This window comes from Nonomuraea sp. NPDC002799, from assembly GCF_053592075.1.
The window spans coordinates 30808-47103 of record NZ_JBSFVA010000009.1; the positions used below are offsets into that span (position 1 = coordinate 30808).

The 16296-nt window shown below is 70.6% G+C and carries 17 protein-coding genes; 12 read left to right on the top strand and 5 right to left on the bottom strand.

The window, feature by feature from the left end; translation table 11 throughout:
- Positions 1-187 precede the first annotated feature (187 nt).
- The 7 genes from ACWD0F_RS18500 to ACWD0F_RS18530 are packed head-to-tail and all read left to right on the top strand — an operon-like array spanning position 188 to position 7284.
- Positions 188-1126, top strand: a complete 939-nt coding sequence (locus ACWD0F_RS18500; protein ID WP_449876888.1) for a GNAT family N-acetyltransferase — start codon at positions 188-190, stop codon at positions 1124-1126.
- Positions 1123-1833, top strand: a complete 711-nt coding sequence (locus ACWD0F_RS18505; protein WP_449876890.1) for a PIG-L deacetylase family protein — start codon at positions 1123-1125, stop codon at positions 1831-1833. The genes ACWD0F_RS18500 and ACWD0F_RS18505 overlap by 4 nt, the downstream gene beginning before the upstream one ends.
- A complete protein-coding gene (locus ACWD0F_RS18510; RefSeq protein ID WP_449876892.1) occupies positions 1830-3434 on the top strand; it encodes an ABC transporter substrate-binding protein in 1605 nt (534 codons plus the stop codon). The genes ACWD0F_RS18505 and ACWD0F_RS18510 overlap by 4 nt, the downstream gene beginning before the upstream one ends.
- Positions 3431-4411 carry an ABC transporter permease gene (locus tag ACWD0F_RS18515; RefSeq protein WP_449876894.1) on the top strand — a complete coding sequence of 327 codons (981 nt, stop codon included), beginning with the start codon at positions 3431-3433 and terminating at the stop codon, positions 4409-4411. The genes ACWD0F_RS18510 and ACWD0F_RS18515 overlap by 4 nt, the downstream gene beginning before the upstream one ends.
- Positions 4408-5238, top strand: coding sequence for an ABC transporter permease (locus tag ACWD0F_RS18520; protein WP_449876896.1), 831 nt, complete (start codon positions 4408-4410; stop codon positions 5236-5238). Before ACWD0F_RS18515 ends, ACWD0F_RS18520 begins: the two co-directional genes overlap by 4 nt.
- Positions 5235-6308: an ABC transporter ATP-binding protein gene (locus ACWD0F_RS18525; RefSeq protein WP_449876898.1), complete on the top strand. Its 1074-nt coding sequence runs from the start codon at positions 5235-5237 to the stop codon at positions 6306-6308. Before ACWD0F_RS18520 ends, ACWD0F_RS18525 begins: the two co-directional genes overlap by 4 nt.
- Positions 6295-7284 (top strand): ABC transporter ATP-binding protein, encoded by a 990-nt coding sequence (locus ACWD0F_RS18530; protein WP_449876900.1) that lies wholly within the window; start codon positions 6295-6297, stop codon positions 7282-7284. Before ACWD0F_RS18525 ends, ACWD0F_RS18530 begins: the two co-directional genes overlap by 14 nt.
- A 69-nt stretch (positions 7285-7353) precedes the next feature.
- On the opposite strand, the gene ACWD0F_RS18535 is transcribed toward ACWD0F_RS18530, so the two are convergent.
- A complete protein-coding gene (locus ACWD0F_RS18535; RefSeq protein WP_449876902.1) occupies positions 7354-8331 on the bottom strand; it encodes a helix-turn-helix transcriptional regulator in 978 nt (325 codons plus the stop codon).
- 46 nt (positions 8332-8377) lie between these two features.
- Here ACWD0F_RS18535 and ACWD0F_RS18540 point away from each other — a divergent pair, with 46 nt between their 5' ends.
- Positions 8378-8830: a hypothetical protein gene (locus tag ACWD0F_RS18540; protein ID WP_449876904.1), complete on the top strand. Its 453-nt coding sequence runs from the start codon at positions 8378-8380 to the stop codon at positions 8828-8830.
- Here the strand turns inward: ACWD0F_RS18540 and ACWD0F_RS18545 are convergent.
- Complete coding sequence (locus ACWD0F_RS18545; RefSeq protein ID WP_449876906.1) at positions 8817-9140, bottom strand: hypothetical protein; 324 nt, start codon at positions 9138-9140, stop codon at positions 8817-8819. The genes ACWD0F_RS18540 and ACWD0F_RS18545 overlap by 14 nt on opposite strands.
- A 78-nt stretch (positions 9141-9218) precedes the next feature.
- On the opposite strand from ACWD0F_RS18545, the gene ACWD0F_RS18550 reads away from it, so the two are divergent.
- A complete protein-coding gene (locus tag ACWD0F_RS18550; RefSeq protein ID WP_449876908.1) occupies positions 9219-9398 on the top strand; it encodes an NAD-dependent epimerase/dehydratase family protein in 180 nt (59 codons plus the stop codon).
- 2 nt (positions 9399-9400) lie between these two features.
- Here ACWD0F_RS18550 and ACWD0F_RS18555 read toward each other — a convergent pair whose 3' ends face one another.
- Together ACWD0F_RS18555 and nhaA are read right to left on the bottom strand one after the other, a co-directional pair.
- Positions 9401-9988, bottom strand: coding sequence for a hypothetical protein (locus ACWD0F_RS18555; RefSeq protein WP_449876910.1), 588 nt, complete (start codon positions 9986-9988; stop codon positions 9401-9403).
- A gap of 38 nt (positions 9989-10026) precedes the next feature.
- Positions 10027-11826: a Na+/H+ antiporter NhaA gene (gene nhaA, locus ACWD0F_RS18560; RefSeq protein ID WP_449876912.1), complete on the bottom strand. Its 1800-nt coding sequence runs from the start codon at positions 11824-11826 to the stop codon at positions 10027-10029.
- 83 nt (positions 11827-11909) lie between these two features.
- On the opposite strand from nhaA, the gene ACWD0F_RS18565 reads away from it, so the two are divergent.
- The 3 genes from ACWD0F_RS18565 (at position 11910) to ACWD0F_RS18575 (ending at position 14834) form a co-directional block, all read left to right on the top strand.
- Positions 11910-13049 carry a sensor histidine kinase gene (locus ACWD0F_RS18565; RefSeq protein ID WP_449876914.1) on the top strand — a complete coding sequence of 380 codons (1140 nt, stop codon included), beginning with the start codon at positions 11910-11912 and terminating at the stop codon, positions 13047-13049.
- Complete coding sequence (locus ACWD0F_RS18570; RefSeq protein WP_449876916.1) at positions 13046-13702, top strand: response regulator; 657 nt, start codon at positions 13046-13048, stop codon at positions 13700-13702. The genes ACWD0F_RS18565 and ACWD0F_RS18570 overlap by 4 nt, the downstream gene beginning before the upstream one ends.
- 145 nt (positions 13703-13847) lie before the next feature.
- Positions 13848-14834: an NAD(P)-dependent alcohol dehydrogenase gene (locus tag ACWD0F_RS18575; RefSeq protein ID WP_449876918.1), complete on the top strand. Its 987-nt coding sequence runs from the start codon at positions 13848-13850 to the stop codon at positions 14832-14834.
- A gap of 86 nt (positions 14835-14920) precedes the next feature.
- On the opposite strand, the gene ACWD0F_RS18580 is transcribed toward ACWD0F_RS18575, so the two are convergent.
- Entirely contained in the window at positions 14921-16294 is a 1374-nt protein-coding gene (locus ACWD0F_RS18580; protein WP_449876920.1) for a Dyp-type peroxidase, read from the bottom strand.
- Positions 16295-16296 lie beyond the last annotated feature (2 nt).

Genomic DNA, 16296 nt, shown 5'->3' on the forward strand with positions numbered 1-16296 from the left:
GTGTACGGGTGGGATGACCTGGGGTAGGGCTCGGGCCAAGCGAGCGGTTGTCTGAAACTTTCGACTGAAAAGAAATTTCTAGTTATCGGATGAAGAAGAAAATTTATGCCGGAATGTGCTTGACCTGCATGGTTGACAGTGGGAAAGCTGTGGCGGGAGAAGCTGCAGTGAAAGGACCCCCCTACGCATGGTCACTGTCCGCGCCTTCGTGTCCGGCGATGAGAACTCCCTGGTGGACGCCTGGAATCGGAGCATGCCAGGCGACCCCACGACCTCCGGCTGGTTCCGCGACTGCGTGCTGCTCGACCCCAACTTCGATCCCGGCGGCCTGCGGGTGGCCGTCGCGGACGGGCGGGTGGTGGGCTGCGCGTACGGTGTCCGCCGGCTCACCCCCTTGGCCCCCGGCACCGACCTGGAGCCGGAGACCGGCTGGATCCCGTTCTTCTTCGTGACCCCGGAGCATCGCGGCGGCGGGCTGGGGCGGCGGCTGGTGGGCGAGGCGCTCGCGTTCCTGGAGAGCACCGGGCGGACGAAAGTCGATTTTTCGTCCTATACGCCGAACTATGTGCTCCCGGGAGCCGACGCCGAGCTCTACCCGGACGGGTTCCGCCTGCTCGGCGGGCTCGGGTTCACGACGCTGTACTCGCCGGTCGCCATGGACCGCACGCTCGTCGGCTACGTGACGCCGGACGAGGTGCACGAGCTGCGCGGCAAGCGCGAGAGCGAGGGGTACGCCTTCGGCGCCCCTGCGGACGGCGAGCTGCCCGAGCTGATCCGCTTCGCGGCCGGCGCCTTCAACCCCGACTGGGGGGAGGCGATCCGGCAGCACCGCGACCCGAAACGCATCGTCATCGCGAAAAAGGATCACATCATCGTGGGGTTCGCCCTGTACGCCGCCTACCGGGGCGTCCCCGAGCGCTTCGGCCCCTTCGGCGTCGATCCCGGCCTGCGGGGCACCGGCCTCGGCAAGATCCTGCTCCACCTGACCATGACCATGATGCGGGCCGAAGGGCTGCACTCGTCGTGGTTCCTGTGGACCGGTGAGACCAGCCCGGCCGGCCACCTCTACACCCGGGCGGGCTATGAGGTCACCCGGCGCTTCCACGTGATGAGGCGGTCCGCGTGACCCACGTCCTGGCGATCGGCGCCCACGCGGGCGACCTCGACCTCACGGCGGGCGCGGTCCTCGCCCAGCACGTCCTGGCCGGCGACCGGGCCACGCTCCTGCACCTCACGCTCGGCGAGCGCGGCCATCCCCGGATGTCCCTCGCCGACTACGCCGCGCAGAAGCGCGCGGAGGCCGAGACGTTCGCCGCCGCGATCGGGGCGGGCGTGCGCTTCCTCGACTACGAGGACGGGCTGCTGCCCGAGGACGAGGAGGTCAAGCTGCGCGTCGGCGACCTCATCAGGGAGCTGCGCCCGGACGTCATCCTGACCCATTGGAGCGCGTCCATCCATAAAGATCACGCTCGTACCCACCGGATCGTCGAGGACGCCCGCTTCTACGGCGGTCTCAAGACGCTCGAACGCGAGCTGCCCGCCTACTGGGCGAGCGAGCTCTACTACGCCGACAACTGGGAGGACGCGGCGGGCTTCACGCCCGACGTGTTCGTGGAGCTGAGCGAGGAGGCGTACGAGCTCTGGTCGCAGGCGATCACCGGCTACGCCTACGCCCGAGGCGAGACCTACGGCTTCCCGTACGTCGAGTACTACCGCGCGCTGACGATCGTGCGCGGCGCACCAGCCGGATTCGGCCGCGCGCAGGCTTTCGCCGCCCCGAAGGGCTCGCGTGACCTCCGGACGAAGTATTTCGGAAAGGCAACCCCCCGATGAAACGCATTTTGGCGGTACTCGCGGCCCTGGCCGTCGCGGGCTGTTCGAGTGGTGGCGCGACCGGCGGCAAGAGCGCCGCCGGCGCAGCACCCCCGTTGATCATCCATGCCGTGGACGCGGGTACGTTCCAGGAGGACTTCAACCCGTACCACCTCGAAGGCGTGAACTTCGGGACGAGCGGGATGATCTACGAGACCCTCATGTACTTCAACAAGCTCAAGCCCGGCGAGATCACGCCCTGGCTGGCGCTGAAGCACGAATGGTCCGGCGACGGCAAGTCGGTCACCTTCACGCTCCGGCAGGGCGTGAAATGGACCGACGGGCAGCCGTTCACGGCCGACGACGTCGCGTTCACGTTCCAGATGCTGAAGGACCATCCGCAGCTCAACAAGAGCGCGCTGGAGATCGAGGGCGCGAAGGCGCTCACACCGGACACGGTGCGGATCGACTTCGCGAAGACCTCCTACGCCAAGCTCGTCGACATCGCCGGCAGCTCGCCCATCGTGCCCAGGCACCTGTGGGAGAAGCAGGCCGATCCGGCCACGTTCGCCAACACCAAGCCGGTCGGCACCGGGCCCTACACGTTGTCGGCGTTCTCCGCGCAGCTCTACGAGATGGCGAAGAACCCGTCCTACTGGCAGCCGGGCAAGCCGGAGGTGCCGGTGTTGCGGTTCCCCGCCTACACGGCCAACGCCCTGCAGACGGCGCTCCAGCAGGGTGAGGTGGACTGGGCGGGCGCGTTCGTGCCGGACATCCAGAAGATCTTCGTGCGCGACAAGCCGGAGCAGAACAAGTTCTTCTTCCCGCCCGAGGGCGTGGTGTCGCTGCTGCCGAACCTCACCGACCCCATCCTGGGCAAGCCGGAGGTGCGGCAGGCCATCAGCCTCGCCGTCGACCGGGACAAGATCGTCCAGGTGGCCGAGCGGGGCTACACCAAGGTCGCGCATCCGAGCGGCGTGGCGATGCCGGGCGGGGCGGCGTACGTGCCGCAGGAACACCAGAGCGCGGCGTTCAAGGTGGACGTGGCGGCGGCCAAGGAGCTGCTGAAGGGGATCGATCCGGCGAAGCTGAAGTTCACGCTGCTGGTGCCGTCGCCGTTCACCGACTGGGTGAACGCCGCCCAGCTCATCCGCGAGGACCTGGCCAAGGTCGGCATCACGGTCGAGACCAGGGGCGTGGCCTTCGCGGACTGGGTGTCCAAGGTCGGCAAGGGCGACTTCGACCTGTCCATCAGGGCCACCCCCGCCGGGCCGACCCCCTACTTCCAGTTCCGCTCGCTGCTCTACGGCGCCCTGGTCAAGCCCGTCGGCGAGGCCGCCACCGGCAACTACCAGCGGTGGAAGGACGCCGAGACCGACCGGCTGATCGACGCCTACGCGGCCACCGAGGACGAGACCGAGCAGCAGCGGGCCACACAGGGCCTCAGCAAGATCATGGTGGAGAAGCTGCCGGTGTTGCCGCTGTTCTACAGCCCGGCCTGGTCGCAGTTCAGGACCGACAAGTACGTCGGCTGGCCCTCCGAGCAGGACCCGTACGCGATGCCGTCGCCGTACACCTCACCCGACGCCGCCGTGGTGCTGCTGCACCTCAAGGCCGCATGAGGTTCCTGGCCCGGCGGCTCGGCTTCTACCTGCTGACGGCCTGGGCCGCCGTCACGCTCAACTTCCTGATCCCCCGGCTCATGCCGGGGGATCCGGTGGAGCTGCTGGTGGCCCGGATGAAGGGGAACGTCGAGCCGGCCGCCATCGAGGCGATGCGGCGGGCGTTCGGCATCAGCGACGCGGGAATGTGGCAGCAGTATCTGGATTATCTGGGCAATCTCGCTCATGGGGAGCTGGGGCGCTCGATCACCTTCTTTCCCGCCGAGGTGACCACGGTGATCGCCGGCAGCCTGCCGTGGACGGTCGGGGTCGTCGGGATCGCCACGCTGATCAGCTACCTGGTGGGCACGTCGCTCGGCGTGCTGATGGCGTGGAAGCGGGGCACCTGGCTCGACGGCGTGTTGCCGGCCGCCACGTTCATGCACGCGGTGCCGTACTTCTGGGTCGCGCTGGCGCTCGTGTTCGTCTTCGGGGTGACGCTCCAGTGGTTCCCGGTCAGCCGGGCCTACGGGCTGGACGTGATGCCCGGCTTCACCGGGGAGTTCGCGGGCAGCGTGCTCTACCACGCGGTGCTGCCCGCCGTGACGATCGTGATCGCCTCCATGGCCGACCGGATCCTCGGCATGCGCAACGTCATGGTCACCACGCTGGGCGAGGACTACGTGGTGATGGCCGAGGCCAAGGGGCTGACCAGCCGGAGGGTCATGTGGGCGTACGCCGCCCGCAACGCGATCCTGCCGAACATCACCAGCTTCGCCCTGTCCCTCGGCTTCGTGGTGGGCGGCTCGGTGCTGACGGAGATCGTCTTCTCCTATCCGGGGATCGGGTCGATGCTCCTCAAAGGGGTGGAGAACGAGGACTTCCCGCTCATGCAGGGCATCTTCCTCGTCATCTCGCTGGCCGTGCTCGTCGCCAACTTCCTGGCCGACCTGGCGTACGTGCTGCTCGACCCGCGCACCAGGCAGGAGTCCGAATGAAGATCAAAATCGGGATCGGGATCCTGGCCTTCTTCACGCTGACGGCGCTGCTCGGCCCGCTGCTCATCGGCGCGGACCCGGCCGCGACCAGCGCCGACGGCCTCCAGGGCCCGTCGGCGGCGCACTGGCTCGGCACCACGCAGACCGGGCAGGACATCCTCGTCCAGATCGTGTACGGCTCCCGCGTCTCGATGGGCGTCGGCCTGCTGTCGGCGGTGATCGCCACCGTGGTCGCCGTCGCGGTGGGGCTGGTCGGCGGCTATGCCGGCGGAGCCGTGGACGAGGCGCTCTCCGTGCTGACCAACATCTTCCTGGTGCTGCCCGCGCTGCCGCTGATCATCGTGCTGGCCGGTTACCTGCCGCAGCGCGGCGTGGCCTCCGTGGCCGTGGTGATCGCGGTCACCGGCTGGGCGTGGGGCGCCCGGGTGCTGCGCGCCCAGACCCTGTCCGTACGGCGGCGCGACTTCGTCCAGGCCGCGCGGGCCGCCGGGGAGGGGCCGCTGCGCATCGTGTTCTTCGAGATCCTGCCGGTGCTGCTGCCCGTCATCGCCACCAGCTTCCTGGCGACCGTCGTCGGCGCGATCCTGGCCGAGGCGGGGTTGTCGTTCCTCGGGCTGGCCGACCTGTCCACCGTGAGCTGGGGCAGCATGCTGTATTTCGCGCAGAACGGGCAGGCCCTGCTCATCGGGGCCTGGTGGTGGTTCGTCCCGCCGGGCTTGTGCATCGCGCTCATCGGCACCGGCCTCGCGCTGGTGAACTTCGGCATCGACGAGATCGCCAACCCCCGGCTGCGCACGATCAAACCTCGCCGGAAGGCACGCGCATGAACGTCCAAGGCTCGCCGGAGGATACCCGCGAGAACGTCCAAGGCTCTAGTGGGAGCGTCCAAGGCTCGTCGGAGGACACGCGCGAGAACGTCCTGGAGATCCGCGGCCTGTCCGTCGACTACCTGGCGGGCTCCGGCGACGTGCACGCGGTCGACGGCGTCTCGCTCGACCTGCGGCGCGGCGAGATCCTCGGCCTGGCGGGGGAGAGCGGCAGCGGCAAGTCCACGCTCGCCAACGCGGTGGCCCGGCTGCTGCGCCCGCCGGCCGCGATCACCTCCGGCTCGGTCGTCTGCCACCGCAGGGACGGCTCCGCCGTGGACGTGCTGGGGCTGCGCGCCAAGGAGCTACGAGCCTTCCGCTGGAAGGAGCTGGCCGTCGTCTTCCAGAGCGCCATGAACGCGCTCAACCCGGTCAGCACGGTCGGCGCCCAGATCGACGACGTCCTGCGCGCGCACCTGCCCGCGATGCCGCGCAAGGAGCGCGCGGAGCGGACGGTGGAGTTGTTGCGACGCGTCGGCATCAGCGCCGACCGGCGGCGCTCCTACCCGCACGAGCTGTCCGGCGGCATGCGGCAGCGCGCCGCCATCGCCATCGCGCTCGCGCTCAACCCCGAGATCATCATCATGGACGAGCCGACGACCGCGCTCGACGTGGTGGTCCAGCGCGACATCCTCCACGAGATCAGGGAGTTGCGGGAGGAGTACGGCTTCGCGGTCGTCTTCATCACGCACGACCTGTCGTTGCTCATGGAGATCTCCGACCGGATCGCCATCATGTACGCGGGCCGGGTCGTCGAGACCGGCACCGCCAAGGGGCTGCACCACGCGCCGCGCCACCCGTACACGCTGGGTCTGCTCCGCTCGTTCCCCCGCCTGCGCGGGCCGCGTGCGGAGCTGCCCGGCATTCCCGGCACGCCGCCCGACCTGCGGTCGTTGCCCGCCGGCTGCGCCTTCCATCCGCGTTGCGCGCGATCCATGACGGCCTGCTCCACGGAGCCGCCCGTGTTCGACGACGGGGTGGCGTGCCTGCTGAACGGCGGCCACGGTTTGGAGAGTCATGATCGTTCTTGAGGGCCGGAACCTCACCAAGCACTTCACCGCCGCGCGCGGCCCCCGGGGCCGGTTCGGCAGGCGGCCGCCGGTGCGGGCGGTGGAGGACGTGTCGCTCGCGCTGCGGGCGGGCTCGGTGACGGCGCTCGTCGGGGAGAGCGGCTGCGGCAAGAGCACGGTCGCGCGGCTCCTCGCGCAGGTGTATCCGCCGACGTCAGGGGAGGTGCTGCTGCGCGGCGAGCCGGTGCGGGCGCATCGCGGGGCGGGCTTCAAGGACTACCGCCGGCAGGTGCAGCTCATCTTCCAGGACCCGTTCGCGTCCCTGAACCCCTTCCACCGGGTGCGCTATCACCTGGCCAGGCCGCTGCGCATCCACGGACATGTGCGCTCGGACGCGCACGAACAGGAGCTGGTCGCCGAGCTGCTCGAACGCGTCAGCCTCACGCCGGTCGAGCAGTTCATGGACAAGCTGCCGCACGAGTTGTCCGGCGGGCAGCGGCAGCGGGTGGCGATCGCGCGGGCGCTGGCGGTCCGGCCGGTCGCGCTGATCGCCGACGAGCCCGTGTCGATGCTCGACGTGTCGATCAGGCTCGGCGTGTTGCGGCTGCTGGAGCGGCTGACCGAGGAGAGCGGGCTGGCGCTGCTGTACATCACGCACGACATCGCCAGCGCGCGCTACTTCGCCGAGGACATCACCGTGATGTACGCGGGGCGGCTGATCGAGAGCGGGCCCGGCGAGGAGCTCACGCAGGCGGCCCGGCATCCGTACACGCAACTGCTGCTGGACTCCGCGCCCGACCCCGACCGGCTGACACCGCCCGAGGCGACGCGGCACGGCGAGCCGCCCAGCCTGATCGATCCGCCGGGCGGGTGCCGGTTCCATCCGCGCTGCCCGGTGGCGTTGCCGGTGTGCTCCAGCGAGGCGCCGGGGCGTACCGAGCTGGGGGAGGGCCGCTGGACGCACTGCTGGCAGGCCGAGGCGTCCCACCCGGTTTGAGCGGGTCTGGGGTGTCCCAGACGATTTGAGTGAGACCGGGGTGTCCCGCACGGTTCGTGCGGGACGGGTTCAGGCTGTGCGGTAGCGGTCGGCGAGGGTGTTCACCGTGTCCCGCAGCCGCTCGCGCAGCTCGCCGGGCGCGATCACCTCGGCGTCCGTGCCCAGCCGCAGGAACTCGGCCACCGCGTGCTCCACCGACTCGATCGGCACCGTGACCCGCGTCCAGCCCGCCGCGTCGGGCGGCTGCGCGCTCTCCGCCGCCGCCGCCACGACGCCCGGCGTCATGAGGTCGGTCAGGCGCTCCAGCCCGCGCGGCGACAGCCGGACCACCGCCTCGCCCCACCGCAGCCGGGCCTCGAACTCGGCCAGGTAACCCTGCCAGTAGGTCGCCAGGTCGAAGTCATCGGGCCTGGTGAAGCCCTCGGCGAGCGGGTGCAGGCCGAGGATCTGCGAGACGCGGTAGGTGCGCACGCGCTCGCCGGCCCGCGCGACCAGATACCACCGTCCGGCCTTCACGACCAGCCCGTACGGGTCCAGCCGCCGCTCCACCTCCTGCGGCGCCTGCCAGCGGCGGTAGCGGACCTGGACACGGCGCTCGTTCCAGACGGCGTCCGCCACGGCGGGCAGATAGGTCACCGGCTCCCGGTCGCGGAACCAGGTGGGCGCGTCGAGGTGGAAGCGCTCCTGGATGCGGCCGGCGCGGTCGCGCAGCTCGACGGGGAGTGCGGCCATCAGCTTGAGCTGGGCCGCCGTGACGACCGCGCCCAGGCCCAGCTCGGCGGCCGGTCCCGGCAGGCCGGCGAGGAACAGGGACTCGGCCTCGTCCGTGGTCAGGCCGGTGAGCCGGGTGCGGTAGCCGTCGAGGAGCTGGTAGCCGCCCTTGGGGCCCGCGTCGCCGTACAGGGGGATGCCGGCGGCGTGCAGCGACTCGACGTCGCGGTAGATGGTGCGGACCGAGACCTCCAGGCGCTCCGACAACTCCCGCGCCGTCATCCGGCCGCGCGTCTGCAGCAGCAGCAGGATCGAGACCAGGCGGGAAGCGCGCACAATCGCTGACACTACCTGTCAGTGGTCACGGCTTATGTTCGTCCGCATGAACGACTTCGACTTCTTGTCCGGCCACTGGAACGTCGTCAACCGGCGCCTCGTGAAGGCTCTCGCCGGCAGTGACGAATGGGACGAGTTCCCCGGCCACTCGGTCGCCACCCGGCACTTCGACGGGGGCGCGAACTTCGACGAGATCACCTTCCCCACGAAAGGGTTCAGCGGGCTGACCGTCCGCGTGTTCAACCACGAGACGAGCCAGTGGGCGATCTACTGGGCCAGCAGCACCCGGGGCGTGCTCGACCCCACCCCCATGGTGGGCGCGTGGACGGGCGGCCAGGGCGAGTTCTACGGAGACGACCACCACGAGGGCACGCCGGTGCGGTGCCGGTTCCTGTGGACCGTCGCCGGGCCGGACGCGGCCCGGTGGGAGCAGGCGTTCTCCACCGACGAGGGCCTGACCTGGGAGACGAACTGGACCATGGACCTCACGCGAGCGTGACGACACTCCCGGCCGGGAGCGCCCGGGACGCGCCATCGGCGTTGCCGCGCGCCCACAGGAGCGCCGCCACCGCCACGGCCGCGATCAGCAACACCAGCCCGCCGGCCACGATCACCCACCACCAGGCCGACCTGGGCGGCTTGGTCTCGTAGAGGGGCACGTCGGGGAGCATGTCCGGCGTGTACGGCAGCCGCTGCGTCAGGTGCGCCTCCGGCTGTCCCTGATCCCGTGGCTGCTCGGGATGGGGGAAGCGGTGCCTGATCGTCTGATGGGGATCAGGTTCGGGCCGGCCGGGCTGCTCTTGCGTCATGATCCCCTCAGGCGCTGCTGCGGAGTGTCGCTTACGCGGACATTGTCACATCTCTGCCCGCTGTCCCGTCGAGGATGCATGACATCGGTACTCGTGACAGGCGGCAGCGGGCGGCTCGGCAGAGCCGTGCTCAAAAGACTGGTCGAAGCCGGGTTGGAGGTGCGGGCGGCCGGCCGTGCCGCCAGGCCCCCGGCCGGGAGCGTGCGATGGGTGGTGGCGGACCTGAGCACCTGGCGGCGCTACCTGCGCGAGCGCTGAGCTCAGCCCTGGCCTTCGCCGGAGGGCGGAGGCTGGGGCTGGGGCTGCTGTCCCCCGGGCGGCGGCTGTTGCGGGGGCTGCCCCCCGGGCGGCGGCGGTTGATGCGAGGGCTGCCATCCGGGCGGTTGTTGCGGGGGCTGCCATCCGGGTGGTGATTGTTGCGGGGGCTGCCACCCGGGCTGCGCAGGCTGGTTCCACCCGGGTTGCGGCTGCTGCCAGTTCGCCGCCGGCTGCTGCCAGCCTTGCTGCTGCTGCTGCTGCTGCGGCTGGGCGGGCTGGCGCCGGGCGACCACGGCCCAGATCAGCAGCGCCGTGCCGCTCACGCTGAAGAGCAGGGAGATCACGGCTGCGATCAAGAAGACCAGGCTCAGCCTTATACCGAGCGTCTCGGCCAAGAACTCGTACAGCAGGCCCTGTACGGCGTTGAACGCCACGCCGAGCAGGAGCAGGACGCAGCCCGCCAGGCCGATCATGGCGGCGGAGCCATGGATGCGCCGGCCCCTCGCCATCAGCACGATGCCGGTGATCAACAGGACGGCCATCACGAGGAGCGTGATGATGTTGGCGATGGATATGGAGGTCTGGATCATCAGCGGCAACTCCGGCGGTTAGCGGGGACTAGTTGACGTTACGGGGTATCGCGGATCTTCTCCAGTGCGCGCTCGATCGACCTCGCATCCAGGGAGCCCTGGTAGCGCCGGCCGTTCAGGAAGAGGGTCGGGGTGCCGCGCACGCCGCTGTCGTGGCCCGAGGTCTCGTCGAGGGCGATCCTGGCGGCGTGGTCCGGCAGGTTCGTCCACGGGTCGACGTCCAGCTCGGCGGCGTAGTGCTCCAGGTCGGAGTCGGTGAGGAAGCGCTGGTTGTCGTAGAGGATGTCGTGCATCTCCCAGAATTTGCCCTGGTCGGCCGCCGCCTCGGACACGAGCGCGGCGGAGCCGGCCCGGGGATGCAGGGTGCGCAGCGGGAAGTGCCGGAAGACCACCCGCAGGTCCTTCGGATGTTTCCTGCGCAGCTCCTCCAGGACCGGATGGAGACGGCCGCAGTAGGGGCACTCGAAGTCGCCGTACTCGATGAGCGTCACCTTGGCGTCGCCGGGCCCCCGCACGTGGTCGCCGGGCCCGACCGGCACGGTCAGCAGCTCGGGCAGCACCTCCTCGGGCTCGGCGTCGGGCGGTGCGCACACCCCGCCCCGGTCCCAGGCCAGCTTGAAGATCACCCAGCCCAGCAGGGCCGCCATCAGCGACCCCGCCAGGATGCCGATCTTCGCCTGCTCCTGGATCGCCCGGTCGTCGAACGCCAGCTCCACGATGAACAGTGCCACCGTGAACCCGATCCCGGACACGGCGGCCCCGCCCAGCAGCTGGCCCCAGACCAGGTTGCCCGGCAGGATGCCCCACCGCAGGCGCAGCGGCAACCACGTGCCGAGCGAGATGCCGATGAACTTCCCGGCCAGCAGCCCCAGCGCGACGCCGATCGACACCGGCGAGGTGATCGCCGCGCGCAGGCTCTCGCCGTCGAGCCGCACCCCGGCGTTGGCCAGGGCGAACACCGGCACGATGACGTAGGCGCTCCAGGGCTGCAGCCGCAGTTGCAGCCGCTCGTTCACCGAGACGGCCCGCTGGACCCGCCGCGTGGCCTCCCTGGCGGCCTGCGCGCTCGGCTCGCTGGTGAACTCCTGCACGGCCTCCCCGGCGAGCAGCAGCTTCTGGTCGGTGGGGGCGTAGACGAACACCAGGACGCCGAGCGCGATGCCGACCAGCGTCGGATGGATCCCGCTCTCCAGCGTGGCCACCCAGAGCGCGAACCCGAGCAGCATGTACGCCGGCGCCCGCCAGATCTTCAGCCACCGCAGCGTCACGATGGCCGCGAGCAGCACGGCGGCGATGACCAGCGCGGGCACGGACAGGCTCGCCGTGTAGAAGAGCGCGATGATGATGATCGCCAGCACGTCGTCCACGATGGCCAGCGTCAGCAGGAACGCCCGCAGCGGATCGGGGCACCGGGCCCCGACCACGGCGAGCAGGCCCAGCACGAAGGCGGTGTCGGTGGCGATCGGCACCCCCCACCCGCCGGCGCCGGGCCCGCCGGCGTTGAGCAGCAGGTAGACGGCGGCCGGCACGAGCATGCCGCCGAGCGCCGCGACGGCGGGCACCGCGATCAGCCGCCGGTCCCGGAGTTGCCCGAGCCGGACCTCGTAGGAGACTTCGAGCCCGATGAGGAAGAAGAACACGCTCATGAGGCCGTCGTTGACCCAGTGGCGCAGGTCCAGGGAGAAGGAGGCGTCGGCGAAGGAGAGGCCCATCGGCGTGTGCCAGAAGGTCTCGTAGGTGCCGGCCCACGGCGAGTTCGCCCACAGCAGGGCCAGCACGGTGGCGGCCAGCAGCATGCTCGTGCTGCCCGCCTCGGTCCTCAGGAACGCTCGCAACATCTCGTGACTCCCCCCGAAAGATCGATCTTAGGGTGCGCGATCTCGCGGGTACGGGGCGGCACGTGCTCTCGTACGATGTCAGGGTGCGCGCTGTTCTCAACTCCGTGTGGAACGAGCCGCGTCCCCCCGGCGCACCGGCCCGGTCGTGGCGGGACTGGGCGCTCGCCGGTGTGCTCGTGCCGATCGTGCTGCTCGAAGCAGTGTCGCGGCCGGACCTTCCGTGGCGGGCCCTCTCGGTGACCGTCACCCTCGTGCTGATCCCCACGCTGCTCTGGCGGCGCACCAGGCCGCTGCAGATGATCCTGCTCGTCTTCGGCACGACGTCCCTGGCGCCGCTGCTGACGGGCGGCGTCCGCACGGAGACGTACACGCAGGCCTTCCTGCTGATCCTGGTCTACGCGCTGTTCCGGTGGGGGTCCGGGCGGGAGGCCGCGATCGGGCTGGCGACCATGATCGCCGCGGTCGGCCTCTCGCTGGCCTTTTACGACCTGGTGCTGGGCGACGCGGGCGCCGCGCTGATCGTCATGTCGACGGGCATCGCCCTGGCGGTGGCGTTCCGCTACCGGGCCAGGGCGCGGCTGCGCGAGCTCGACCAGGTCAAGCTGCTCGAACGCGAGCAACTGGCCCGAGACCTGCACGACACCGTCGCCCATCACGTCTCGGCGATGGCCATCCGCGCCCAGGCGGGGCTGGCCACCGCGGCGACGCATCCGGACGCCGCCACCGACGCGCTGCGCGTGATCGAGGCCGAGGCGTCGCGCACCCTCACCGAGATGCGGGCCATGGTCCGCGTCCTGCGCCGCGGCCGGCCCGTGGAGCTGACGCCCGGCCGGCACATCGCCGATCTCGAAGAGCTCGCCGCCACGGGCCGCGTGGGCCCGAGCGTCGACGTGCGGATCATCGGCGACCTCGACGACCTGGCGCCCTCGCTCGGCGCGGCGATCTACCGCATCGCGCAGGAGTCGGTGACCAACGCCCGGCGGCACGCCCGCCACGCCACCCGCGTCGAGGTGCGGGTCGCCGCCGACGACACGGTGGTGCGCTTATCGGTGAGCGACGACGGCGACAGCACCGCCGCGCGCCCGGTCGCCGCGCCCGGCTACGGGCTCCTCGGCATGATGGAGCGGGCCGGCCTGCTCGGCGGCACCTGTGAGGCCGGCCCGAATCCGGGCCGGGGCTGGACCGTGACCGCCGTGCTGCCCAGGACCGGAGCCGCCACATGACCATCCGCGTGATCGTCGCCGACGACCAGGAGATCGCCCGCACCGGGCTGAGGATGATCCTCGACGCCCAGCCGGGCATCGAGGTCATCGGCGAGGCGGGCGACGGACGCCGGGCGGTCGAGCTCGCCCGGCGCCTGCGCCCCGACGTGTGCCTGTTCGACATCCGCATGCCGCGACTCGACGGCATCGAGGCCACCCGCTCCCTGGCCGGGCCGGACGTCGAGGATCCGGTCGCCGTCGTCGTCATCACCACGTTCGACCTCGACGAGTACGTCTACGCCGCCCTCCGGGCCGGCGCCCGCGGCTTCCTGCTCAAGGACGCCGGCCCCGACCTGCTCGCCCAGGCCGTGCGCGCCGCCGCGGGCGGCGACGCCCTCATCGCGCCCAGCGTCACCGCGCGGCTGCTGGAGGCCTTCGCCGGCGCCGGCCATCCGGCGCGCCCGGCGCAGCCCATCGAGGCGCTGACGGTGCGGGAGGAGGAGATCCTGGTCACCGTGGCGCGCGGGCGCACCAACAGCGAGATCGCCGACGAGCTGCACATCTCGCTCAGCACCGTCAAGAGCCACATCGCCAGCCTGATGACCAAGATCGGGGTACGCAACCGCGTCGAGATCGCGATGTGGGCCTACGAGACCAAGCGCGTCAAGAGCTGACCGGCCACGGCTCATCGGCACAACGGCCCCGCTCGGGTGGCCGATCAGCCGGGGCGAAGGTCGTACTTTCGCCCGTTGAGCGACGGTGCGGCTCACGCCCACACTGATGGCATCAGCCGCTCCCCTCATGGATGAGGACATTGTGATGAAGGCGTTCGTTCTGCACAGGTACGGCCCGCCCAGCGCCCTCGACCTCACCGACCTGCCCAAGCCCGTCCCCCGCGACGACGAGGTGCTGGTCCGGGTACGCGCCACCTCCGTCCAGCCCTACGACTGGCATCTCATGAGAGGCGAGCCGTACGTCGCCCGCATGATGAGCGGCGGCCCCGGCCTGCGCAGGCCCTCGATCGCCATCCTCGGCGCCGACCTCGCCGGCGTCGTCGAGGCGGTGGGCAAGGGGGTGACCGGGTTCGGGCCGGGCGACGAGGTGTACGCGATGTCCAAGCAGGGCGGCTTCGCCGAGTACGCCTGCGTCCCGGCCGCCGAGCTGGCGCCGAAGCCGGCGAACCTGACGTTCGAGGAGGCGGCCGCGGTGCCGATGGCGGCCAACACCGCCCTGCTGGCCGTGCGTGACGAAGGACAGGTGCGGCCGGGGCACAGAGTGCTGGTCAACGGCGCTTCCGGTGGCGTGGGGACGTTCGCCGTGCAGCTCGCCAAGGCGTTCGGCGCACATGTCACCGGCGTCTGCGGCCCCAAGAACGTGGACCTGGTCCGCTCGATCGGCGCGGACGAGGTCGTCGACTACACCAAGGAGGACTTCACCCGCGCCGGGCAGCGCTACGACGTGGTCGTGGACAGCGCGGGCAGCCGCTCGGGGTCGGCCTGCCGCCGGGTGCTGACCGCCGACGGCGTGCACGTCATCGTCGGCGGGCCGTCCAGCCGGTGGCTGAAGCCCATCGGCCGGATGATCGCGACGATCGCGGCGGGGCCGTTCGTCTCCCAGCGCATCGCCCGGGCCGACGTGGTCAGGTGCCAGGACAACCGGCGCAACCTGATCACGCTGACCGAGCTCATCGAGAGCGGCAAGGTCACCCCGGTGCTCGACCGGAGCTACCCGTTCGAGGAGATCCCGTCCGCCGTCAGGTATCAGGAGGAGGGGCACGCCGCCGGCAAGGTCGTCATCACCTGCTGAACCCTGGTCGGCGGCACACCGCCTCGCCGGCGCCCACCCGGGCGCCGGCGAGGCGGTGTGCGTCAGTGCGGGCGTGCCGCCCGGGTTTACAGGTTGCGCAGGTAGGCCAGGGACGGCGCGAAGAAGTACTCGCCGCCCTTCATCGTGACCGTCTGCGTCACCTGGGCCTGCGGAGCCGACAGTCCAGGCTTGCCCCAGGTCTTGGGGAAGGTGACCTTGATGTCCCGATCGCCCTGACCGATGACCGGATCGTGGCCGGTCGACGGGTTCTCGAAGTTCGCGTTGTTCGCCCAGCTCTGCTGGGTGAACTCGAACTGGCTCAGCAGGCTGCCGTTGAACGCCATGAACAGCAGCCCGACCTCCCCGCTCGGCCGGTCCTCGGGCGGGGCGTCGTCCCATGGCCGGTCGGTCCGCTCGCCGTAGGTCTGCCCGCGCCTGGCCATCAGCACCTCGCGCCCGAACGAGCGCGGGTTGGTCTTCCTGATGTGGCCGGAGAACGGGCACTTGGTGCCCTCGTCGTCACCGTCGAAGGTGAAGTCGTTGGCCACCGGTCCACCGCCCGCCTTGGCCTTGCTGGTCACGGGCGTGCCGTCCTTGAACCGGCCGACGAGCAGGGCCCCCGCCCGGTCGCGGTCGGCGCCGGCCAGGCCGAGGTCGTCGGCCAGCTCCGCCTCGATCTCCTTGAAGGCCCGCACGTTCTGCTCCAGCTTCCTGAAGACCAGGTAGCTGCCGTGGTGACGCTTGGGGTTCGGCGAGAACGGGTCGGGCACCAGGACGTTGCTCAGCGGGAACGCCGGGTCCCAGTGCTCTTTCGGCTCCTTGTCCACCTCGTCCTTCACGAACAGCGGCTGGCTGCGGCCGTCGACGTATCCGAAGTGCTCGATGCCGTCGCCGGCCGGGTTGCGCATGCCCTGGCCGATCTCCTCGCCCAGCAGCCTGGCGCTCTCCGGCAGCTCACCGAGGATCTCCTCGCGCAGCGCGGCGACCGGGCCGGGCTCGGAGTCGCCGATCAGGATGACGGCGTGGATCTCCCGCTGGAAGGTCCACTCCCACTGGTCCACCGGCGGGTCGTCGACCTCGGCGATCCGGCGCTTCATGCCGTCGCGGAACACCTGGTCGTCGAACTTGCGCACGTCCTCGACCGAGTGGCCGAGATCGCGGTATCCGGCCTTGCTGATGCCGATGCCCACGTACGCCGTGCCGCGGCGGCGGCTCGCCGCGAAGTCGCGTACCTCTTCCAGGTGCTTGCGGGCGGACTTCATCTTGGTGGTCGCGACGTGACGCAGGAACGCCTTGCCCTCGGCCACGTCGTTGAACCGGACGAACAGCACGGACAGATACTCGCGCACGTGGGCGCGGAGAATGTTCGGCTGGAGATTGTCGAGCATGGCCTTGGTGTCCGCGTCGAGCGCGGGCGAGTCCCAGGCCAGGGGTAGTGCGTTGTTCAGGTCGACAGGCATTG

Coding starts and splice junctions, on each gene's coding strand:
- ACWD0F_RS18515 (WP_449876894.1), top strand. CDS start 3,431: ATGAGGTTCCTGGCCCGGCGGCTCGGCTTCTACCTGCTGACGGCCTGG.
- ACWD0F_RS18580 (WP_449876920.1), bottom strand. CDS start 16,294: ATGCCTGTCGACCTGAACAACGCACTACCCCTGGCCTGGGACTCGCCC.
- ACWD0F_RS18540 (WP_449876904.1), top strand. CDS start 8,378: ATGAACGACTTCGACTTCTTGTCCGGCCACTGGAACGTCGTCAACCGG.
- ACWD0F_RS18570 (WP_449876916.1), top strand. CDS start 13,046: ATGACCATCCGCGTGATCGTCGCCGACGACCAGGAGATCGCCCGCACC.
- ACWD0F_RS18510 (WP_449876892.1), top strand. CDS start 1,830: ATGAAACGCATTTTGGCGGTACTCGCGGCCCTGGCCGTCGCGGGCTGT.
- ACWD0F_RS18525 (WP_449876898.1), top strand. CDS start 5,235: ATGAACGTCCAAGGCTCGCCGGAGGATACCCGCGAGAACGTCCAAGGC.
- ACWD0F_RS18575 (WP_449876918.1), top strand. CDS start 13,848: ATGAAGGCGTTCGTTCTGCACAGGTACGGCCCGCCCAGCGCCCTCGAC.
- ACWD0F_RS18530 (WP_449876900.1), top strand. CDS start 6,295: ATGATCGTTCTTGAGGGCCGGAACCTCACCAAGCACTTCACCGCCGCG.
- ACWD0F_RS18500 (WP_449876888.1), top strand. CDS start 188: ATGGTCACTGTCCGCGCCTTCGTGTCCGGCGATGAGAACTCCCTGGTG.
- ACWD0F_RS18555 (WP_449876910.1), bottom strand. CDS start 9,988: ATGATCCAGACCTCCATATCCATCGCCAACATCATCACGCTCCTCGTG.
- ACWD0F_RS18520 (WP_449876896.1), top strand. CDS start 4,408: ATGAAGATCAAAATCGGGATCGGGATCCTGGCCTTCTTCACGCTGACG.
- ACWD0F_RS18545 (WP_449876906.1), bottom strand. CDS start 9,140: ATGACGCAAGAGCAGCCCGGCCGGCCCGAACCTGATCCCCATCAGACG.
- nhaA (WP_449876912.1), bottom strand. CDS start 11,826: ATGTTGCGAGCGTTCCTGAGGACCGAGGCGGGCAGCACGAGCATGCTG.
- ACWD0F_RS18550 (WP_449876908.1), top strand. CDS start 9,219: ATGACATCGGTACTCGTGACAGGCGGCAGCGGGCGGCTCGGCAGAGCC.